This window comes from Corynebacterium kalidii (genome assembly GCF_022869005.1).
Taxonomy (GTDB): Bacteria; Actinomycetota; Actinomycetes; order Mycobacteriales; family Mycobacteriaceae; genus Corynebacterium; species Corynebacterium kalidii.
This window is the reverse complement of record NZ_JALIEA010000017.1, coordinates 60,963-80,217: the sequence shown is the minus strand read 5'-3', so window position 1 is coordinate 80,217 and position 19,255 is coordinate 60,963. Positions and strand designations below refer to the sequence as shown.

Sequence of the window (19,255 nt, the reverse complement as noted above, 5' to 3'; positions counted from 1 at the left end):
TTAGAAAAGTTGGTGTGGCAGGTCTGCTTACGGGGGTGAAAGTTGAAGGGGTGAGGGAGAGACCTGCCGAGGATCCCCCACCCCACCCCTGGGGCTACGCGCCGTTGCCGGCGTCTTCGAGCACGGCGATACGTGCGAGGGCAGCGTCGAGGTCCGACTGCGTGGCAAGGCCGGACACGTCAGGGATGTCGCTGGCAGCAGCCAACCCCTCAACAGCACTGTCGATGTCGGCCTGTGTCACGAAACCGGTCACATCGGGGATATCCCCGGGGTCGGCCTTGCTGTCAGCAGTGCGCTGGGCAGCATCGGCAGCGGACTGGGCGGCATCGGCGGTGGACTGCGCGGTAGCGATCCCGTCGTCCATGCGGTTGAAGTTCTCCGCGGAGGTGGGGGTGCCGCCAGCCTCGCCGTTCTGCCAGTTGATCTTCTCGTAGTCAGCCATCAGGAATCCTCACTCGGGTCGGTCGGGTATAGGTCAGGGCCGGGGTAGGACTGCTCCCCCGGCCACGTCATTCCCCCTCAGCCCCACCGGGGGTCTCGCCACCATCGGCCGGGGCATCACTCGCCGGGGTGGACCAGTCACCCAGGTCCTTCACGCCCCCGCCCTCGAGGATGGTTCCGGAGGTGCCGGGCTTCCATCCCTCCTTGAACTCTCGGGCGATGGCGAAGCCTGCCTCCGCGTCGAAGTTGGTCTTGAACGTCAGCTCGTAGCCGACCAGTTCCGTCTTCGTGTAGGTGACGTCGCCACGCTCCACGACCGACGCTGCAGGGAGCAGGAACCGGCGTGCCTTCTGCCCGTCGATGAGGTCGAAAGCGAGGCAGAACCGGAAGTCCTCCGGGAGTTCGGCGCCCTGCTCGAAGCGGGTGACACCAGAAGCGGTGTCGAAGGTCATGTCCTCTTCAGCTACGCCGTAGTACAGGGCGGTCGCCAGGCCACCGAGCGACCACAGCGTCGCGGTGAACTGCACTTCCTCCGAGGTGATCTGACCGCGCTGCGGGCCGACGGCCTGCCACGGGGTCCAGTCCTCGCGCTCCTGGTTCAGGGACTCGCCGACACCGCCGTCGCCGATCCATCCGAGGTCCACCCACGGGACCTCGTAGTCGGCCATGTTCTCCGGCATCTCCGTGCCGTGCGGGGCGTAGGACAGCGCGCCGGTAACACCGAGGGTGATCAGCGCGGTTTCGTAGTTCGGCGCGGTGAGGTCGATCTCACGCTCAGCCATGATTTCCTCCTATAGGAATGGGTGAACCCCGCGGCCAGGAGACTCACGGGGTCCGGGATTGTTGGGGGTTATCGTCGCTGGGTAGCGACCTGCACCGTCGTCGCGCCGAGGAAGCACCCCAGGTCACGGTCTCGGACGATGTCGGGGCCGGCCGCCGGGGTGACGAGCATCCCGTGCGGGCGGACAGGGTCGATCAGGTAGGCATCAACTTTGGCGACGATCTGACGGGCGGTCGGTTCTTCACCGGCATAGGCCGTGACGAGGACCTGCTCCCGCGCCCACGGAACCGACGACAGCGGAGTACCCGCAGAGATCACCGTCACCACCGGGGCGGAAGCCGAGGCCCACGAGTCCGGCAGTTCCGATACGACGCGGAGATCAGGGAATGCAGACCGCAGCGCCACCCGTACCATCTGGGGCGCGTCCTGCTGCACCAGCATCAGCCACCCCCATACCGGTTGACATCGAGGCCCTGCTGCGCCGCCGACCGCTTCAGGTCACCGTGCTTCGCCTCGATCGCCGCGCCATTCGTCTCGGTGATAGCGACGAGCAGCACCGGGCGGCCAGCGCGGTTGCGCTCCACGCGGATGCCCGTCGAGTACTGCCGCGGCACACCAGCCTGAATCCGCTTCCCCAGCTTCGGTAGGGCAGCCTCGGCGTTGGAGAAAGCGGTCTCCGCGAACCCCGGCGGCAGCCGGGCAATACGCATGCCGTCCTTCTTCGCCATCAGCCCTCACCCCTCACCGCATCGAAAACAGCTGACGGTCGGTGCCGGGAGAGCACGGGCCGTCGGTGAGCCGCCGGGTCCCACGCCGACACGCGCACCTGGTAGCGCAGGCCACGGATCGTGACATCATCGCTGTCGGCGGCCCCGTCAGACGACGAGCACCAGACACGCAGGACGCGGACACTTCCGGACTTGTCCTCGTCCGAAAGCTCCTCCGCCGACACCTGCTGCACGGACTTCACCCACACCGACCTATCCGGTGGCGTGGGCAGCGGACGCCCGTCATCGTCGACGCCGCGGGACTGCGGATGGATGGTGATCTGCTCGCTCATCGGAGTCTCCGTTCCGGCCACCGCGGCGGGCAGGGGAACCATCCTCTGGGGAGGCCCCCGGCCGGCAGCCCGAGATCTGCGCGCTGCTGGTCGGTGAGGGTCACCCCGCCCCACGACACGGACTCCACATCAGCGAAGGTGACGCTGTCCGATTCCTGCATCGTCGACGACGACGCCGACCGCATACCCGCGTTGATGCCGACCAGGATCGGGGCGGCGACCATCTCCCGGACCACGCGCTCATACGTCGCCCGGAACCACGGGAGCTCCAGGAACCGGTCAAGGTCCATGCCCACCCGCCCGAACTCCTCGGCGATCCGGGCTTCGGCATCCTCGATCAGATATCCGGCCCGGTCCTTCTCCGCGGGGTCGAGATCACGGGGTAGCCGCTTCTCGACGTCGTCGACGGTGACCATGTGAGCCTCCTACGCGGTAGCGGCGATGATGTCCTGCTTGCTCATGCCCTTGGTCTGGATGCCCTGCTTCTCGGCGAAGGCCTTCCAGGTGTCGAGGGAAGCGGTCCGGGCCGGGCGCTTGTCCTCGTCGCCGTCGTCCTCGGAAGGCTCGACGGCCGGGGCCTCCGCGGCGCTTTCGTCCTCGGAAGGCTCGACGGCCGGGGCTGCCTTGCGCTTCCGTGTAGGGCGGGCCACTGCGCCGGTACGGGTCAGCCACGCTGCGACATCATCGTCGACGTCGACCTCATCGCCCGGTGCGTGGTGCTCGGCGCCCGGATTCCATGCCCGGGCCAGCGTGATCGTGGGCATCAGGCGATCCCCACGATCTTCAGCACGGACTTCGGGTTGTCCACGGCGATGGCGCGCTTGCGGACCAGGTCCGAGCGCCACGACATCGTCGGGCCGCCGATCTGAGACTCGCCGCCCTCGGAGTACATCGGGGTGGCGGTCAGCGGCATGGTGTCGGACTTGAAGCCCGCAGCACCCCGCTCGAAGATGTACGCCGAGTCCTTCGAGATCAGGCGGGACGTGGCGACCTGCAGCTGACCGAACAGCTGGGTGGTCGTCAGGCCCTTGAACACCGGGTTCTCGTTCGCCATGTTGCCGATGTAGTACTTCTGCACCTGCTCGTTGCGAAGCAGCTTCGTCAGCGACTGCGGGTGCAGCAGGATGGTGTCCGGGTCGTAGTCGAAGACCTTCGACTCGTCGTCGTCCTCGTGGGCGCCCTGCACCAGCTCGATGCCGTCGAGGACGTCCTTGTCCGGCTCTCCGCCGGTCCACGGTGCGGACGCCTGCAGTTCCGGAACGTTCGCGGAGGTGAAGACCCCGACGACGGCGTTGACGCCGTTGCGGATGACGGTCTTCTGCAGCGCGCTGATCGACTTGTTGACGACGTCGACCTTGTTCTCGTTGCGCTGCTCCCAGGAGACCCGGATGGCCTGGCCGGTCTTGATGCCGAACGCGGCCTTCAGCTCGCCGTACTCCGGGGTGGAGACGGGGATCTCTCCGTACTCGCCGATCTCCTCCGAGTCGTCAGCGAGGTACTCTCCGGCGGCCTCGCGGAACGCGATGGTGCCCTTGTTCGACTCGGCCTGTCGGAAGAACAGGTCTTCCATGAAAGCGCCATCGAGGTTGTTCACGATGCGCTGCGGGATGAAAGTCGGGTCGGCCATCATCTCGTCGACGGTGATCTCGACACCGTCATACGCGCTGGTAATCAGCTGCGACATTGTCCCTCCTCAAGGGGGTAAGTGGGCATGAGTAAACCCCCGTCCCCTCGGGGTGAGGGGCGGGGGTCATGCCAGGGTTGTTGCCTTGTCAGGCGGGGTAGACGTCATCCCCGGGGAAGCGGTTGTCCCCGGGGAATCTCATTCCCCCTCGGCCCCGCCACCGGCGGTTGCGACGGCGGGGGTGATGAGGGTGGTCTTCACTCGACCGGAGCCGCCGTCACGGGCGGCCACGCCGACCAGGAGGGCCCCCGAGGTGGAGACCTTCCCGTCTGCGGCGGCGTAGATCGGGGTTCCCTGCGAGATGCCGTCGGCGTCGCCGTCGACCTCCAGGGGCACAGTCGCCGGGCCGATGAACACCGAGACGACCGGCGGGTTGCCGATGTACAGGCTGTTCGGCTGCGGCTCAGACGGAACATGCGCGTCGGAGACGACAGCGCCGTACACCGGGCCGCTAGCACCAGCGTGAGCGGCGCCGTCAGCATCGACAGCGACGAGACGGAACTTCTTGACGTTCTCCTTCACCCGGAACGTGATCGGGCCGGAGCGGAAAGTAGGGGTTGCCATGAGGATCTCCTAGTAGAGGTTCGGGGCGGACAGGAGACGGGCCTTGTCCAGCTTGGCGGCAAGGTCACCGGCGCCACTGGCCTGCGTGTCCTCACTGTCCTGGCCGTGGCCGATCTCCCCGCGGGGGATCGTGTTCTTCGGGATGGAGCCGTACAGGTCGCGGGCGGCGACGGGGTCCTTCTCCATCGCGGCGATGACCTTCGACCGGCGGGCGGCGTTCACGCGGCCCTCGGCGATCCACCGGTCCACCTCCGCAGCACGGGCTGCAGCGTCGGCCTTGTTCTTCGCCTCCCAGCCGAGCTTCGCGGCCGCCTGGAGGTCGTTGTAGGTGTCGCGGTCGAGGGTCACCCGGTCCGGGTCACCAGCCGGCTCCAGCGGGGCGGTCTCCTCATCCTCGCCAGCAGCGGCCTTCACCGTGATGACGACGGGGATCTCCACCGGGGCGTCATTGCCCGTGACGGTGACGGTCAGCTCCACCTCGTCGTCCGGCTCAGCACCGGCGGGGGCGGTGACGCTCAGGGAGCCGGTGGCCTCGTCGACCTCCGCGGTCCAGCCGTCAGGAGCCTCACCCACAGTGAATACGAGCCCCTGCGGCACCTCCTCCACCGGGGAGATCGTCGCCTTGCCGGTAGGCACCACCGTGGTGCCCTCCGGGTAGGTGATGTCCACGGTACTGGTGACCGTGACCTCTTCATTCAGGACCACGCGGGCGAAAGCAGCCTTCACCTGGTCCTCGGACAGGCCCATCTCCTGGGCCAGGTCAGCAAGAGCGGACATGCCGCCCTCCTTCCTGTCGTGCCCCTCAGGGCGGTTGACTGTGGGCGTCGGGGCATCCCGACGGCCCTGGTACCGGAAGCGGTTCATCACCAGACGGCGGCCGGCCTGAGCCTCGACCCGACGCCCGTCCTCGACGGCGTCGGCGAGGCCGACATCCACCGCTTCCTGCGCGGAGTACCAGGTCTCCGCTTTCATAAGGTCACGCCATTCGCCAGAGTCGCCGCCGGCCTTCGTGGCGTAGATGCCAGCGAGGTTGTCGGAGATGCGCTCCAGGTCCGTGATCGCCCGCAGCATCTCGTCTGCGTTGCCGCCGACGAAGCTCATGGCGTCATGGATCATCAACTCTGCAGTCGGCCGCATCACCACCCGGTCGGCACCGCCGACGGCGATGAAGCTGGCAGCCGACGCAGCCAACCCCTCCACAACCGCGGTGACCATCCCCTCATGGGCGATCAACGCGTTCATGATCGCGAGCCCGTCGTAGACATCCCCACCCGGGCTGTTGACGCGGACCGTGATGTCCTCGGCGTCCATCGCCTGGATCTGTGCGACGACCTCACTGGCCTGCACATCCCACCCGATCTCACCGTAGATCAGCAGATCAGCCATCGCTGACCACCTCCTCCCCCGGCGGTTCACCGGGTGTTGATTCCATGAGCTTGTCCAGACCGGTCGCTATCAGCGCTTGATCCTTCGACATGCCCAACTCCATCAGAGACTTCGCCGCATCCACGAGCTGGGCGAGCTCCGCCGGCTCGGCGTGCTTCGCCTTGTCCTCCGGCGCCGTAATAGACCCGTCTGCCTCCGCTTCCTGCCGCGGACGCTTCCCCGGCAGGCTGTAGCGGCGACGGATCTCCTCCTCGAGATCCCGGTCCGGCTGGATCACCTTGTCGCGCACGAGCGTGGCCAGCGCTTCCGCCGCCAGCTCCTTCTTCGACGCGATCGGGTCGAATACGATCCGGGGGCACAGGCCGTCGTAGTCCGGGAATGCCACATCCACGAGGTCCTCGACGATGTGCTGTGTGGCCGTGTCGGCGATCCACTCAGCGATGGTCTGCAGCGACTGGATGAACAGATCCGACTGTGTTTCCGCCAAGGCGTAGCTGCCGCCCTTGCCCTCCAAGTTCAGGAAGTGCGCCAGCACCGCACGGGCCATCATGCTGTCGTGGTACGCGATCGCCTCACGAGGCGACACCAGCTGGCCGGACACACCAACCAGCGACAGCTTCGCCTTCGCCGGCACCGCCGCACCCGCCGCAGCCCCAGCGCGCACCTTCTGCGCCAGCTCCTGCCCGTACGCCAGATCCTTCTGCGGATCCTGCGCCAGCTCACTGCCCTCGTACACGGGCACGCCCATGCCGTTACGGTCCAGGACGTCAGCCTCGAGCATCAGGAACCGGTCGCGCAGCCGCCAGTGCTTGTACGCCGGCCGCAACACGCTCGACCCCGTCCACGACGCATCCTTCGGGTCATGGACGTACGCCACCAGTCGGGACACCGGGATCCTCGACGCCGGGGCGGATACCCCACCAGGCGTCGTCACTGCGGACTGCTCGATCGACTCCAGACCACCGTCAGCCGCGACGTTGATCCGCTTGAGCGACCCGGGACGCCGCGGCGCCAGCTTCACCAGATGCTCCCGACCATCCGTCCCCGGGGCGTACACCTGCTCGAAGAACATGTGCCCGAACTGCAGCGCCAGCAGTGCCGAGTGCAGGTGCTCATGCCACGCCACCCGACCCCGGCGCCGTGCCGCTGGTTTGTCCTGATCCTCGCCCAGCACGGGCAGTCGCAGATCCTCCGACACGTGCCGGACCACATCCGGGTCAGACCCGTTCGGGTCCAGGCGCCACGATGCCCGCTTGATCGGCAAGGACACCGCGTTCAGCACGGACGTGACCTGGGAATCCTCCCGGCCCATCTTCGCGAAGATCTTGGCCGACTGGGGGAACCGCAGTTCCCAGTTATCCTCCGACGTGCCGCCGACCGAGACGGTCAGCGCATGACCAATCTCCCTCGGCTTCTCCGTGATCTCAGCCACCGGACCACCTCCTCTAGAAAGCCATCGTCGCCATTGCCGGCACCGCCGGGACGATCTCCGGACGGCCCACGAACTTCGTCTTCCGCTTCACGTCCGCCGGCTTCTCCGGGATTGCGTACTCCACCAGCCCCCACACAGCGAACGTTGCCGCGACCAGCTCGCACACCACCCCGCCCTTCCGGGTCAGCGCCCGACCACCCTCACCGCCACCACGGAACGCAGCGACCTCCAAGGCCTCCACCCACCGCGGCGCACCGTCGTGCGAGATCTTCTTCTCCTGAACCAGGCGCATGAACAACTCCGTGGCAGCAGACACCTGCGGCCACGACAGCTCCTCCGGCTCCACACCCAGCTTCGTCAGCGGGTCGATCAACGTCGATGCCGGTCCCTTCGGGTCCAGCACGACCGCCAGCGGGTCGTTCATCTCCACCGTCCTCACGACCGAGGAGACCACGTCCACCCGGTCGAAGTCCCGTGCTGGATTCAGGGACAGGTGCACCCCGCCATCCGCACGGGCCAGGGCGGCGACCACGCCGACCCGCTTCCCATCCGGGGTGACATCCGCGGCCAAGCACGAGTCCCCCGCTAGAGACGGCGCCGCATCAGCCAGAGACTCCCACACGTCCAGGTCGATGATCGTCTCCGCTGCGCTGTCACCGATGGAGAACCAGTCACCCCACCCCAGTACCTCGACATGGAATCCCTTCGGGGTGAGCTTCGCCTTCAGCGACCGGATCTTCTTTTCCGTCGCAACCACCCCGTACGACGGGTTCCCCAGCTTCCACGTCTCCGGGTCGTCCGGGTCCATCCCGTCCGGGGCACGGAACTCCGAATACAGCATCCCGTCCGTCTCGCCATCCAGAGCGCGCTTCCGCACCCTCGACAACTCCACGCCCTTCACCTGCTTCTCCGCGTTCACCGCCGAGGAGGTGTAGTACGTCTGCGGATCCTGCGCCGCCAACTGAATCGGCGTGATCGCATCGAGCTCTCCGGCCTCGAGGTTGTACGCCTCGTCCAGCAGCAGAAGGTCGATCTCGTCGAAGCCACGACCGGCATCCGCCGAGCGGGTCGTGAACTGGATCTTCCCGCCACCAGACTCCTCCATTTCGGCCTCGCCGGCAGAAGCGGTATTCCGGCCGCCGTTCTTCGCCTCCAGCTTCCGCGCCGCCCACGTCCGGTTCTTGATCCGCTTCCACAGCCGGTTCCGAATCGACTTCGCCGTCTTCCACTGGTGGGCCGTGAAGATGATCTTGTTGTTCAGGATGAAGAACCGATACAGGATGATCACCTCGAGGATCAGGCTCTTGCCGTTCTGCCGCGGGCAGATCAGCACCACATCCTGATGCAGCCACCGACCATCCTCATCCGTCGCCAGCGCCAGGTGGACCTGCTCCTGCTGCCACGGCATCAGCTTCAGCCCGAACCGGCGAGCCAGCTCAATCGCCTTGTCCCCATGCGTACGGTCACCCGGACCCGAGGAGAACATCACCTCCGGGAACTGCCTGCCCTCCAGCGTCGGGAACTCACGCTCGATGATCTCCCGGAACGCCTCATCGTCAGAGGCCGGCGAAACCGTCCTCTCCGCCACCTGAGACATCGCCCTGCCTCCTCTGGATCTCCGTCAGCAAATGCCGGAACGTCGTCGCGAGCTGTCGAACCTCGGACACGGCCGTGTCCAACTTCAGGACGTACTCCCCGCCGTCCTCGTTGAAGATGCGAGTCCACGAGTCCACGTCCCCACTCACGACCTTGTGAAGCCGATCCAGGCGATCCTTCGCCCTGCATGCCTCGACAATCAGGTCCGTCGTCGCCACGTCATCCGAGTCCCGATGCAGATCCTGGTACAGTGCCCGACCGCCGGGGCCGTATTCATCGCCGTCTTCCCAGTTCAAGGGCCGATCACCTCCGCGCTGGATGCATAAAATTCGTGATCCTGAAGAAAATCCTGACTGAGTGGGGTGCCGGGGTGAGTCAGCCGGGAACCCCTCTAAGATTATTCACCCATTCTTCAGTAGTCAGGGTTGCCTAACCCCACTCGAATGGGGTGACTGCCGGCGGTCCGTCCACGCGGGGCGTGGGGGTTGATGGCGCCCCGGGCCGGCGGTGTTCCTGGCCGTCCTTGCGTTGCCGGTTGCATCGACGGTGCAGGAGCCTGTCTGCGTCTCCGTGGCCGTGGTGTTTGAGGTCGTTGGTGTGGTCGGCTTCGAGGGGTGCGTGGTCGAAGTTGCGTTTCGCGTCGCGGTACATGGGTTGTCCGCACCAGTCGCAGGGTGTGCCGTCGGTGTGGTTGTGGAGAAGTCGTCGGCGGATGGTCTGGTGCCGGTGGCCGTATCCGCGTTCGGTCGTTGACCGTGGGCGCTTCGATGCTGCCTGTTGGTCGTACCATTTCGCTGCGACGGGGAGGAGGTGTGCGGGTCGTTGGTGCTTCACCCTGTGCATCACGGTGTCCTTGCCTGGGTCGATGACGATCACCTCGGCTCCGTCGTCCTGGTATTGGTCGATGGTGGATTGGGCCGGTGTTGAGTGGATGATCCACACGTCGATGGTGTCGGCGTGTGTGCGTGCGGTGGTGATGGCGGCGTCGCGTGCTGCCTTGGTTACCTGCTTCACCGCCCGGGTGTGCTGGTGGTTGGCGAGGTCTCGTCCGGACAGTGCGTTGGCGAGGATGTCGTAGTCGATGACGATGTCGCCGTCGGTCATGTGCTCCCGGATGTAGGTGGACTTGCCGGCGGCTGGTGGGCCGATCACTACTCGCAGCATCGGCTGCCCCACCTCCTACATGTCGACCAGGTCTGACTCGACGGTGACCTTGGGGCAGGTGAGGGTGAGGTACACCTTGGTGACTTCGTCGGGGTTGTCGGCGCCGTCGATGAAGATGCCGTTGTCATTGTCGAGGAGGAGCTCGTGGCCGTCGAGGGTGACATGCTTACCGGTCCGGTCACGGTAGATGCGGATGTGGTTGGGCGGTGTGGCCATGGTTTCCTCCTGGTGTGGGCATGAGTAAGCCCCTCACACCCGTGGTGGGCGGAGGGGCTCGTGTGGTCTGTGGTTAGAACAGGGCGTCGGATGAGTCTGGATGCACGATGCGAACGCTGCGGCTGAGTTCCTCGGACGCAGACAGTGCCTCGGCTAGTAGCTCCCCATCACCGGGGATGGTGGGGTCCAGCCAGTCGTCGTGCAGGTCGCGAGGCAGGATGAGCGGCATGCGTGGGTGCACAGTCGCCGCCTGCTCCACCGCGTCGCGGGTGACAAGCGCGTAGGTCAGCATGTCGCCGGCATCAGTCTGCGCGGTGGTGGTGATCGACGCGATGCCGAAGGTCTCCCCGTCGGGGAGGGCGAAGCGCTTCCCCTTCTCGATGTACCACGATGCTGCGGCGAGGGCGCGGTGCTGCTTGAACGGCCCCTTCCACACGCGGGAACTGAGCAACTTGTCGTCCCTCGCGTTGAACGCGGAGAACTTCGCCGGGGCTCCACCGACGTGGATCCACCACCAGGCGAGGTCGAGCTCCCGGTGGCCGTCCTCGTCGGCGGTGATCAACGGGTTGAGGTTCCTCGCCTTCGCCCCGGTGATCTTCGCGGTGCCGCCACGCTCATCCATCCACTGCTCGAGCAGCCGGCGGTTCTCCCGCTCATCCATCGGTGGGAGATCGAAGAAGGGCTGCAGACCATACGTCGCACACATGAGCCCAGGATAGGCCGGATTGGCCTGCGCTGCTCCGCAAGGATTCGAACCTCGGTCGTCCGGTCCAGAGCCGGGTGTCTTGCCGCTAGACGACGGAGCAATGCGTGCGGATGGCTTGACGGACCATCCGTGAGGTCAGCGTCCCTCCACAAGGGAGCCATCACCGGGGAGTGTGCTTCTTCCTTGCCCCTCCCCCGGCATGACCACGCCGGAGGATGGGCTTGTGATCGGTCCGTCGGTTGCAGACGGCTGCCGCAGCGGGACGCGTGACGAGGACGCCCCGTGTGTGCTGCGGGTGTCCCTATACGACACCGACCGGAGGGGGTCCACTGTGCCGGGCGGGCGGAGATGACGGCTCGACGCCCTGCCCGGCACGACCACTGGGACACCACATCCCGCGACAGGACCCACCTGCCGAGCGCATGACGAAGCCCCGGCGACCAGTCCTCGAAAGGGACCGGTCGTCGGGGCCACGTAGCGCTAGAACGATCATAGCACGACTAGTGGACATTTGCCTTCAGCTACTGGTCAGAGGCGTATGTGTACCTCACCTGGCTGGTGCGGTACTGCCGTACGCCGCCGATGTCCCAGTGCTCAACATCGTGGCGTTGGCACCACTTCCGCACGCTGGCGACGCTGCGTCCGGTGGCGTGGGCGATCTCCTCGGCGGTGGCGAACTCGCCGACGTCCGGGCGCTTCGTGTCCGGCTTCGGGTGCAGGCGATCGTGGAGCTCTCGCGTCAGTGTGCGGAGTTCGTCGGCGGCGTCCTCTCCCCAGTCCTGGTCGAGGAGCGTCACCCGATGGCGCGAGAGCCAGGCAACCCACACGTTCAGCGGCCGGTTCACGGGCAGGCCGGTGACGTGGGCGGACTCCTGGAGGTTGAAGCACCATCCCTTGATGCGGGGCGCGACGTCCTCGATGATGTAGTCCAGGTCGACGATCGAACACGGAGGTTTGCCCTTGGGGCCGATGGGGCGGGCGCCGGCGTTGGATGATGCTGCGGCGGGGTATGCGGAGTCCTGGAGGTCCTGCTCGATGAGAGCGCAGTACTCGGCGAGGTGCTGCAGGGTGGTCCGGAATTCGTCCGGCGTGGTCATTCGCGGCTCCTAACTGGATGAACCCCGCTCGATGGCGGGGTTCGGGGTAATGAGGTTGTTGTCTGTCGCGGTGTGCGAGGATGTGTGATTTCATGCAAGAACCCCCGTCCCAGGCGGTATCTACGTACCTGGAGCGGGGGTTTTGATTGGGGGCAAGAGACACCCCCTGTCTAGCTACTTTCGTCTGGTTACGAGCCCGACGATCCACAGCAGGATCACCGCACCGATGAGGCAGGTGATGAAGCTGAAGATGATGCCGCCTCCGGCAACGTCGACGCCGAACAGGGTCAGCAGCCAGCCGCCGAGGAAGCCGCCGACCACACCGACGACGATGTTGAGGATGATCCCCATCGACGCGTCGGTGCCCATGATCTTCGAGCCGATCCAGCCGGCGAGACCGCCGACGATGATCCAACCGATGAAGCCAAGTGGCGGGGCCGACTCGGCGGCGAGGATTACGGTGTTCGAATCCACGATATTCCCTTTCTTGGGGAGGTGAGGATGGACAGGGTTAGCGCTTCCTGCGTCGTAGGGCGATGAGGCCAGACAGTGCGAAGGCGAATACTGCTCCGCCGACCGCGGCGACAACGAGTCCGATGGAGAGCGGGAATGCGAACTCCCATGCGAGGAAACCGATGTCGACCTGGTCCGTATTTTGCCCGATGAGGATGATCAGGGCGATGGCCACGATAACGACGATTGCGGTAGTGGCAACCAGTCCGACGGACGAGCGCTGCCGTGTCGTGGCCGAGGTGGTGCTGTCTGTTTTCGCCATCGTAGCCCCAGTGTCGGTTAGTTTCCGGTGATCTTGTTGATGCCTTCGGAGATCTTGTCCTTGGCGTTCTCGGCGGCGTCCTTGACGCTGGCCTTGGCCTGGTCGGTCTTGCCTTCGCCCTTGAGCTTGTCGTTGTTGGTGGCGTCGCCGGCGGCCTCCTTGGCCTTTCCGGTGGCGTCTTCTGCGGCGTTCTTGATCTTGTCGTCGAGACCCATGGTGTTGACCTTTCGTGTTGGAAGCATGGATACCTAACTGAGTATAAGGATTGCCCTGTCTTCTCGCTCGCGTGCCCGCTCTTTGTGACCTAATTGTGACCTTCCACTGTTCTGACTGAAGCCTCCACCACCTCCACCACCTCCACGGGTCCGACGGGTCGGCGGACGAGGCGAGGGTGTCGGTCGGTGCGGAAAGGCATGTCGGCGGCGAGGCGGGCGGTGTCCTCATCGGAGAGCCACGTGGTGTACCGGCAGCGGGTGGGGTCCGCGCCGTGCTCGAAGTGGGCGCAGTGGACATTGTCCTGCTCCACCCCGTACTCCCACTGGAGCGCGGCGATGGTGGCGCTCATGTCCTCTTCGAGGGAGTCGTGCATGTCGTCGGGGCACCAGTCCCACCCGGCGGAAAGCCGTGCGTCCTGTACTACTCGTGCTTCTTCGGGGGTCATGCGGTCTCCTATCTGAGCGAATCGAGGGGTCGTGCTGTCGCAGTGGGCATTGTGGGGCGTAGCGTGTGATCGGTTGGTTGTCTCTGAATCGAGGTTGATATGGGTGCGTTGGCCCCTTCCCACTGGCTGATTGTGGTGCTTGTGATCGTGTTGCTGTTCGGGTCGGCGAGGTTGCCTGATGCGGCGAGGTCGCTGGGCCAGTCATTGCGGATTTTCAAGGCTGAGCTGGGCGCGATGAAGGACGATTCGGAGGAGTCGAAGCGCAACGTCTGATTGCTCATTCGGCCCCGGTCTCCACTCCGAGTGCTTCCCGGCAGGCGCGGACGTGCTCGCCGGTAGCGACCACCACGGCGGGGAGGTCGTCGATGATGCGTCCACCTGCATAGAAGACGTTGCCGTCTGCGCGCAGTAGCAGCGCATCCGGGTCGAGGGCTTCTAGCTCCTCCATGGTGCGGATGGTCTTCGGGTCCGGGACGAGTAGGTTGTCCTTGTTCGAGGAGGTGGACTACCTGGATCTCTGTCAGACCTCTTATCCGCCCGTAGGCGAGTGCCCCCAGGGCTTTATCTTGGTTTCCGAGGCTCATCCCTTGGTACTTTCTGCGTAGTCAGCTGCGGCGAGGAGGGCGTAGGCGAACTCCCGGGCATCCTGTGCGGTGGCTTCCCACGGGCCGGTCTCGTCGGTGCAGATCACGCGCTGCTCGTATCCGGCGGAGCGCCCAGGTGTCGACGGCGAGCCAGACGACAGCAGGCACCAGGAAGAACAAGGCCAGCGCGAACGCGGTTTCGAGGGTGGTCATCGGGTTCTCCTTCGGAGTAGGCGCCAGATCCACGTGCGTGGTCGGCGTATGGGGTGGGGTCTGAACCGGGTCATGCGCTTCGCCTCTCGCCGGTGTCGTCGTCGAAGTCCTCGCGGTCGACCCACTCCCCCGCCCCGGTCTGGACGAGGCCGTACTCCTGGTCGATGAGGTCATGGTCAGGGTCGACGTCGTCGGCGCCATGTCGGGGGCATAGGGGGTTCCAGATCAGCTGCCACCCCTCGTCGTATGGGGAGCGTGGGTCCGGGCGGCCAGTGGGGACCTCCACGCACTCGCAGAACCTCATGCGGCACCTCCCATGATCGCTCCGTAGTAGCGGTCGGAGATCTCTTCGAAGTCGTCGCGAAGTTCCGTGTGGTACTTGACGTAGGACCGTGCACGCTCGCAGGCAAGGCACCCTCGGCGGCCCTGCTGGAGGATCCAGGGACGGAGGTTCGGGGTGACGAGGTCGTGTCCAAACGGGCAGTGGGTCTTGTTGACCTCGTGGTCAGTTCCGTGCCGCTGTTGGTCGCGCCGGTTCCCGACCCTCGTGTCGTACCGGAGGTTCACCAGCCGGTTGTCTGCCGGGTCTCCGTTGTTGTGGCACACTTCCATGCCTTCAGGGCACGGGCCGACGAAGGCAGCCATGACCAGACGGTGGACGCGAATACTCTTACCTCTCCCCCCGACTGACAATCCCGCCAGCTTGTACCCAAATCTCTTTTCGGTGCGAGGAGATTTGATTCTCTCCGGGTAGAACTTCCTCCTTCCACTTTTGTCGGTTGCCATTCTGGCTACCCTCTTAACTCTCCCCTGATCGGACACTTCGTAGTAGCCTTCGTACCCCGGTATGGGCTTCCAGATCTCCCCCTCCGACCACGGGTCGCGGGGATCCGGGCGGCCGGACGGGACGACATCGCACACAGTGTGGCGGCTCATCGGGGTTCACCTCCCGGGCACACCTGGTCACGCAGGATCTCGTCCAGGTCCGCCTTGGACATGTCACCGACGGGCATGTGGCCCTGTGCGCGGTGTGGGAGGCACCGGTCGTCGTCCGGGTGGCGGGTGCGGTGGGAGCGACCACACTCAGGGCAGTGGGTACGCCGTCGGGTCATGGTGGGTCTCCTTCTGTGATGGTCAGCCAGAGGGCCGGGCCCTCCGGGGTTGGTGGGTGGATCTTTGGCATGAGTTTGGTCATGTAGTCGCTGGTGTCGTCCGGGACGATCCCGGCGTCGACCAGCCCGTCCCACAGGGGCTTCGCGGTGAGGATCAGGTTGTCCTCGTCGCGGCGCCGGCGGTCCGGTGCGCGGTAGTGCAGGCGGGTGGTGATGTGGTCGAGGCCGGTGGGGATGCCGAGCTTCCGGGCTGCGGCGGCGGACCAGGCTCGCAGGGCTTTGCGGTGCGGGTCGGTCTTCGCCCAATGGCCGCGCTGATTCAGGCTCAGCGGGGGCTTTTCATAGGCCAGGGGCATCGTCCACGTCGTCATGCGGCTACCCCCGGGATCGTGAGCTGGGTCAGGGGAGGCGCCGTGTCCTGCGCCAGCTCGTCGCTGATGGCACGCAGGAGCCACACCACGTGCCGGCCGTGGTCGGTGAGCACCCACCGCCACCACCCGTCGCACGTGTCGCGCATACACGAGTGGCCGCCGCGGTCGTGGCAAGCGGGGAGGGCGTAGCCGTCGTCGATGAAGTCCCGGGCATGCCACACCTCGCAGACGCCGGTGTCGGCGAGGGCGAGCAGGGCGCGGCGTTGGGAGCGGAACATGGTCGTCATGCGGCGCGCTCCGCCCGGATCTTCGCCGCGGCGCGCTGTGCCGCGGCCCGCCACACCCTGCGCGTCTCCGCCGGGGAGTCGGTCACTGACATGGCCGTCAGCGCCGCCCGCTCCATCTGCCTCCACGCCATGCTCCCGTTCGCTACGACCGGCACCCCGCCGCGGACGATGCCGATGTCCCGCTGGTCGAGAGCATCCGCCGCGCACTCGCGGACGACGGGGCAGGATTCACAGATCGTGCCCTGGTCCCACATCCGGTCCATGCGCGTCGGTGTGGGCACGGTGGCGGTGACGTTCGTGATGATGTCGAAATCGCCCGGGTCGGAGCCGAGGCATGCGGCCCGTGGCAGCCATCGGGTGCGGTCGGTCATGCCGCCACCGCCTGCCGCTGCACCCGGGCCGCGGCCCGCAGGATCGACCGGGCCGTGTCGAGGCTGGTGTGGGGACGACTGCCGGCGACGAAGTGTCTCAGCAGTGCCTGCGACACGCCGGTGGCTTGCGCCGTGCCCGGGCGACCGTAGGCGGTGTCCAGCACGCCGACGGCGGCGAGGACCGGACCGGAGACGTGCACGCTGCCTGCCGGCACCTCGTGGTCCTCGTCCGGGTCGTCGATGTCGTCCCACAGCATCGGCGGGGCCCACCCATAGGCGAGGATGCGGGTCGTGATACTACCGGCAGGCCACGCGCTCATGGTCTCGTAGCCGGCCCGGATCTTCTCTGCGGTGGCGATGGTGACCTGCTGGTATTTCGCGGCGGACATGTGGCTGACGGCGCAGAGGCTGATGCCCAGTCCGTCTGCGATGGTGGCGAGGTCATGCCCGGCGGCACGCAGGGCACGGACGCGGCGGACGTAGGGCCAGGCGGGCACGTGGCCGGCCATGTCGGGGGTGGCGCGCATGAGTTTCACTGCGACGTCGTGGGCGATGCCGACCTGGTCGCGGTAGTCGGTGTAGCTGCCGGCGGCCTGGTAGACGGTCACTGGTGGCACGCCGACGGCTCGGGCGATCGTGTTGAGGGTCGCGCCCTGCTCGACGCATCGCTGCAGGTGGTCTCGGATGGGGCCGACGGGTACGCGGGGCTTGAAGATCCCCTCGCTGTAGAGGTGTCGGTGGCAGTAGGCGTGGCCGGACTTGACCTTTCGGTCGCACCGGGGTCTTGTGCAGGTGGTCATGGTGGTGTCCTCCTTGCTGTAGGTAGGCGAAACCCCGCCCAGGAGCCCTGTGGAGCGACTGAACGGGGTTTGGTGGGTACTTGTAGGGGTTCGGGGTATTCGACGGCTAGAAAGGCGGAGTGGAGCCGTCATCGAACGCGTTCGGATTCGGACCGCTGTTCCACGGGTCTCCCCCGCCCTGCTGACCGCCGAAACCACCCTGCTGCTGCCCGCCGCCCTGCTGCCCCTTCGGGTTCTTCTGCACCTGCACCGACGCGAACGTGAGATCCGGCGACACCGTATCCGCGGTCAGCGCCAGCACCGTCTGCTCACCCTGCTGCGACGACCACGACTCCGGCTTGATCCGACCGGTCACGTTCACCCGGTCACCCTTGTGCAGCGACGCCACCAGGTTCTGCGCCACCCTGCCAAAGCAGGTGACCTGCACCCACTGCGTGGGGCCGTCCATCCACTGTCCGTTCTGGTCCTTGCTCGACTCCGACCACGCCAGGGAGAACCGGGCGAAGGGCTTCCCCGCGTTGCTGGTCTTGCCCTCCGGGTCCTTGCCGAGGGTTCCGGTGATACTGATCTGTGCCATGTCTAGGCTCCGTTCTCCGGGGGCTCTTCCCCGGGTTGGTTGTTCATGTCCTCGAAAAGCTCGCCACGACCGGCGGCCTCCCGCTCTGCGATCCGACGGTCCCGCGCACGCTGCGCGATACCCGCACGGACCTCCCGCCACCGGACCGCGGTGTCCTCACTCCGCGGCTCGATCGCGACCATGCCGGTATCGCCGGCGGTCTCCGGCGCCGTCCCCGGCGGCAACTCCCCACGCGCCTCCCGCGCTCTCAGACGAGCTGCACGATGCGCATCGAGGATCCGCCGCTTCTCCGGGTTCGTCTCCCACACGTCCCGGACGATGTGCTGCGCTGCATCCTTCAGCTCCCGCGGCGTCGCCATCCGGTCCGTCGCCGAGTTCATCGACCACCACGCGATCGCTTCCGGCCACACCTCCGCCGGGACGCGCATCTCGCCGAGGACCATGCCCCAGGCGATGAGCGCTTCCGGCGTCGGTCGGGGAAAACGGTCGGGGACGAGGGACTTCCCGAATGCCAGCACCTCCGCGGCCAGCGCCTCGCGGTCGGTCAGTGCTCGATCTCCGGCCATGAGACCACCTCCCCCTCGACGACGTTGCCAGGCTCCGGGGCCGCCAGCCCCTGCAGCCAGTCCTCCGGACGGGTGCCGAAGGTATGGGTCGCGGCCGGGACCGCGCCCGGCCGGGGCGGCAACGGCTCGTCCTCCCACCCATCTCGGTTGAGCCACGTCGTCGGGTGCGGGATGTACTGCTTCTCAGCCGGCAGATTCGGGTCCGCGGCGAATCGGCGCATACCGTCGATGACGGTCTGCTCGTCGCCGGCGCGCTTCACCGCACTGCGGTACGCGGTGCGCGCCTTCCCGATCCCGACCTTCCGCGGCACCAGTCCCCAGAACTCCTCGAACCGGTCCCCCGGAGGGGGACTTGAGGGGGTTAGGTTCTCGGACGGTTCACTGGAAGGTTCTATGGACGGTTTGTAGGAAACGGGTTTCCGGTCTGGATGCTCAGATTTTCCGCCCTGAGTGTCAGGATTTTCCGGTCTGGATGAAAAACTTTCCGCCCTGGATTTCGCTAGGGCGGAAAGTTTTGCAGGCTCCGAATCGGACCGAACCTTCGTCATGTCGATGTCCCACACGATCGGCCGGTACCGCGGATCGAGGTGGCTCACGACGTTCTGGTCGCCCCGGCGAATCATCCCCCGACCCTCGAGGTTCGTCAGGTGGTTTCGGACCGTCCTCGTCGTGCACCGGGCACGGTAGGCGATCCAGGACTGGGATGGCCAGGCGTACCGTCCGTCCTCGTGGGCGCGCTCTGCGAGTGCATACAGCACCGCGAGCTCGCCGTGGTTCTGGACATCAGCGTGAGACATGACCCACGTGATGA

Annotated in this window: 32 protein-coding genes, 1 tRNA gene and 1 pseudogene; 1 reads left to right on the top strand and 33 read right to left on the bottom strand. The window is 66.2% G+C overall.

Going from position 1 to position 19,255, the window contains the following annotated elements:
• Positions 1-94: 94 nt before the first annotated feature.
• From MUN33_RS11210 to MUN33_RS11105, 22 genes are all read right to left on the bottom strand, one after another.
• Positions 95-442: a hypothetical protein gene (locus tag MUN33_RS11210; RefSeq protein WP_244805001.1), complete on the bottom strand. Its 348-nt coding sequence runs from the start codon at positions 440-442 to the stop codon at positions 95-97.
• A 67-nt stretch (positions 443-509) separates the two neighbouring features.
• Positions 510-1,223 (bottom strand): phage tail tube protein, encoded by a 714-nt coding sequence (locus MUN33_RS11205; RefSeq protein ID WP_244805000.1) that lies wholly within the window; start codon positions 1,221-1,223, stop codon positions 510-512.
• Between the two features lie 68 nt (positions 1,224-1,291).
• Complete coding sequence (locus MUN33_RS11200; RefSeq protein ID WP_244804999.1) at positions 1,292-1,663, bottom strand: hypothetical protein; 372 nt, start codon at positions 1,661-1,663, stop codon at positions 1,292-1,294.
• On the bottom strand, positions 1,663-1,950 hold the full coding sequence (locus MUN33_RS11195) for a hypothetical protein (RefSeq protein ID WP_244804998.1): 288 nt from the start codon (positions 1,948-1,950) through the stop codon (positions 1,663-1,665). Before MUN33_RS11195 ends, MUN33_RS11200 begins: the two co-directional genes overlap by 1 nt.
• The gene (locus MUN33_RS11190; RefSeq protein ID WP_244804997.1) at positions 1,950-2,282 is read right to left on the bottom strand and encodes a hypothetical protein; all 333 of its coding nucleotides are present in this window, start codon (positions 2,280-2,282) and stop codon (positions 1,950-1,952) included. The genes MUN33_RS11195 and MUN33_RS11190 overlap by 1 nt, the downstream gene beginning before the upstream one ends.
• Complete coding sequence (locus tag MUN33_RS11185) at positions 2,279-2,698, bottom strand: Gp19/Gp15/Gp42 family protein (RefSeq protein ID WP_244804996.1); 420 nt, start codon at positions 2,696-2,698, stop codon at positions 2,279-2,281. Before MUN33_RS11185 ends, MUN33_RS11190 begins: the two co-directional genes overlap by 4 nt.
• 9 nt (positions 2,699-2,707) lie before the next feature.
• A complete protein-coding gene (locus MUN33_RS11180; protein WP_244804995.1) occupies positions 2,708-3,046 on the bottom strand; it encodes a hypothetical protein in 339 nt (112 codons plus the stop codon).
• Positions 3,046-3,966, bottom strand: coding sequence for a phage major capsid protein (locus MUN33_RS11175; protein WP_244804994.1), 921 nt, complete (start codon positions 3,964-3,966; stop codon positions 3,046-3,048). Before MUN33_RS11175 ends, MUN33_RS11180 begins: the two co-directional genes overlap by 1 nt.
• A 138-nt stretch (positions 3,967-4,104) precedes the next feature.
• Positions 4,105-4,530, bottom strand: a complete 426-nt coding sequence (locus tag MUN33_RS11170; protein ID WP_244804993.1) for a hypothetical protein — start codon at positions 4,528-4,530, stop codon at positions 4,105-4,107.
• A 9-nt stretch (positions 4,531-4,539) separates the two neighbouring features.
• Positions 4,540-5,916, bottom strand: coding sequence for a head maturation protease, ClpP-related (locus MUN33_RS11165; RefSeq protein ID WP_244804992.1), 1,377 nt, complete (start codon positions 5,914-5,916; stop codon positions 4,540-4,542).
• Positions 5,909-7,348: a phage portal protein family protein gene (locus tag MUN33_RS11160; protein WP_244804991.1), complete on the bottom strand. Its 1,440-nt coding sequence runs from the start codon at positions 7,346-7,348 to the stop codon at positions 5,909-5,911. The genes MUN33_RS11165 and MUN33_RS11160 overlap by 8 nt, the downstream gene beginning before the upstream one ends.
• A gap of 13 nt (positions 7,349-7,361) precedes the next feature.
• The gene (locus MUN33_RS11155) at positions 7,362-8,945 is read right to left on the bottom strand and encodes a terminase large subunit domain-containing protein (RefSeq protein WP_244804990.1); all 1,584 of its coding nucleotides are present in this window, start codon (positions 8,943-8,945) and stop codon (positions 7,362-7,364) included.
• Positions 8,905-9,240: a hypothetical protein gene (locus MUN33_RS11150; RefSeq protein WP_244804989.1), complete on the bottom strand. Its 336-nt coding sequence runs from the start codon at positions 9,238-9,240 to the stop codon at positions 8,905-8,907. Before MUN33_RS11150 ends, MUN33_RS11155 begins: the two co-directional genes overlap by 41 nt.
• A 133-nt stretch (positions 9,241-9,373) precedes the next feature.
• Positions 9,374-10,096, bottom strand: a complete 723-nt coding sequence (locus MUN33_RS11145) for an AAA family ATPase (protein ID WP_244804988.1) — start codon at positions 10,094-10,096, stop codon at positions 9,374-9,376.
• 27 nt (positions 10,097-10,123) lie between these two features.
• Positions 10,124-10,324 carry a hypothetical protein gene (locus MUN33_RS11140; protein ID WP_244804987.1) on the bottom strand — a complete coding sequence of 67 codons (201 nt, stop codon included), beginning with the start codon at positions 10,322-10,324 and terminating at the stop codon, positions 10,124-10,126.
• A gap of 73 nt (positions 10,325-10,397) precedes the next feature.
• On the bottom strand, positions 10,398-11,030 hold the full coding sequence (locus MUN33_RS11135; RefSeq protein ID WP_244804986.1) for an SOS response-associated peptidase family protein: 633 nt from the start codon (positions 11,028-11,030) through the stop codon (positions 10,398-10,400).
• A gap of 29 nt (positions 11,031-11,059) precedes the next feature.
• A tRNA-Gln gene (locus MUN33_RS11130) sits at positions 11,060-11,130 on the bottom strand.
• Positions 11,131-11,551: 421 nt separating this feature from the next.
• Positions 11,552-12,127 (bottom strand): hypothetical protein, encoded by a 576-nt coding sequence (locus tag MUN33_RS11125; RefSeq protein WP_244804985.1) that lies wholly within the window; start codon positions 12,125-12,127, stop codon positions 11,552-11,554.
• A 174-nt stretch (positions 12,128-12,301) separates the two neighbouring features.
• A complete protein-coding gene (locus MUN33_RS11120) occupies positions 12,302-12,601 on the bottom strand; it encodes a GlsB/YeaQ/YmgE family stress response membrane protein (protein WP_244804984.1) in 300 nt (99 codons plus the stop codon).
• A gap of 37 nt (positions 12,602-12,638) precedes the next feature.
• Entirely contained in the window at positions 12,639-12,902 is a 264-nt protein-coding gene (locus MUN33_RS11115; protein ID WP_244804983.1) for a lipopolysaccharide assembly protein LapA domain-containing protein, read from the bottom strand.
• A gap of 17 nt (positions 12,903-12,919) precedes the next feature.
• Positions 12,920-13,144 carry a CsbD family protein gene (locus MUN33_RS11110; protein ID WP_439647856.1) on the bottom strand — a complete coding sequence of 75 codons (225 nt, stop codon included), beginning with the start codon at positions 13,142-13,144 and terminating at the stop codon, positions 12,920-12,922.
• A gap of 62 nt (positions 13,145-13,206) precedes the next feature.
• Complete coding sequence (locus MUN33_RS11105) at positions 13,207-13,563, bottom strand: hypothetical protein (protein ID WP_244804982.1); 357 nt, start codon at positions 13,561-13,563, stop codon at positions 13,207-13,209.
• A gap of 99 nt (positions 13,564-13,662) precedes the next feature.
• On the opposite strand from MUN33_RS11105, the pseudogene tatA reads away from it, so the two are divergent.
• Positions 13,663-13,824, top strand: a pseudogene (tatA, locus tag MUN33_RS11100) (Sec-independent protein translocase subunit TatA); the annotation flags it as partial.
• 16 nt (positions 13,825-13,840) lie between these two features.
• Here tatA and MUN33_RS11095 read toward each other — a convergent pair.
• The 11 genes from MUN33_RS11095 to MUN33_RS14330 all read right to left on the bottom strand — a co-directional run bounded on the left by MUN33_RS11095 (position 13,841) and on the right by MUN33_RS14330 (position 19,241).
• Positions 13,841-14,011, bottom strand: a complete 171-nt coding sequence (locus MUN33_RS11095; RefSeq protein WP_244804981.1) for a hypothetical protein — start codon at positions 14,009-14,011, stop codon at positions 13,841-13,843.
• A 419-nt stretch (positions 14,012-14,430) separates the two neighbouring features.
• Positions 14,431-14,664 (bottom strand): hypothetical protein, encoded by a 234-nt coding sequence (locus MUN33_RS11090; RefSeq protein WP_244804980.1) that lies wholly within the window; start codon positions 14,662-14,664, stop codon positions 14,431-14,433.
• A complete protein-coding gene (locus MUN33_RS11085) occupies positions 14,661-15,296 on the bottom strand; it encodes an NUMOD4 motif-containing HNH endonuclease (protein WP_244804979.1) in 636 nt (211 codons plus the stop codon). The genes MUN33_RS11090 and MUN33_RS11085 overlap by 4 nt, the downstream gene beginning before the upstream one ends.
• The gene (locus tag MUN33_RS11080; protein ID WP_244804978.1) at positions 15,293-15,472 is read right to left on the bottom strand and encodes a hypothetical protein; all 180 of its coding nucleotides are present in this window, start codon (positions 15,470-15,472) and stop codon (positions 15,293-15,295) included. Before MUN33_RS11080 ends, MUN33_RS11085 begins: the two co-directional genes overlap by 4 nt.
• Positions 15,469-15,843: a RusA family crossover junction endodeoxyribonuclease gene (locus MUN33_RS11075; RefSeq protein ID WP_244804977.1), complete on the bottom strand. Its 375-nt coding sequence runs from the start codon at positions 15,841-15,843 to the stop codon at positions 15,469-15,471. Before MUN33_RS11075 ends, MUN33_RS11080 begins: the two co-directional genes overlap by 4 nt.
• Positions 15,840-16,130, bottom strand: coding sequence for a hypothetical protein (locus MUN33_RS11070; RefSeq protein WP_244804976.1), 291 nt, complete (start codon positions 16,128-16,130; stop codon positions 15,840-15,842). Before MUN33_RS11070 ends, MUN33_RS11075 begins: the two co-directional genes overlap by 4 nt.
• Complete coding sequence (locus MUN33_RS11065) at positions 16,127-16,501, bottom strand: WhiB family transcriptional regulator (protein WP_244804975.1); 375 nt, start codon at positions 16,499-16,501, stop codon at positions 16,127-16,129. The genes MUN33_RS11070 and MUN33_RS11065 overlap by 4 nt, the downstream gene beginning before the upstream one ends.
• Complete coding sequence (locus tag MUN33_RS11060) at positions 16,498-17,301, bottom strand: hypothetical protein (RefSeq protein ID WP_244804974.1); 804 nt, start codon at positions 17,299-17,301, stop codon at positions 16,498-16,500. The genes MUN33_RS11065 and MUN33_RS11060 overlap by 4 nt, the downstream gene beginning before the upstream one ends.
• A 106-nt stretch (positions 17,302-17,407) precedes the next feature.
• Positions 17,408-17,878 (bottom strand): single-stranded DNA-binding protein, encoded by a 471-nt coding sequence (locus MUN33_RS11055; RefSeq protein ID WP_244804973.1) that lies wholly within the window; start codon positions 17,876-17,878, stop codon positions 17,408-17,410.
• 2 nt (positions 17,879-17,880) lie between these two features.
• Positions 17,881-18,444, bottom strand: coding sequence for a hypothetical protein (locus MUN33_RS11050; protein ID WP_244804972.1), 564 nt, complete (start codon positions 18,442-18,444; stop codon positions 17,881-17,883).
• On the bottom strand, positions 18,423-19,241 hold the full coding sequence (locus MUN33_RS14330) for a helix-turn-helix domain-containing protein (protein ID WP_500790167.1): 819 nt from the start codon (positions 19,239-19,241) through the stop codon (positions 18,423-18,425). The genes MUN33_RS11050 and MUN33_RS14330 overlap by 22 nt, the downstream gene beginning before the upstream one ends.
• Positions 19,242-19,255: the final 14 nt, after the last annotated feature.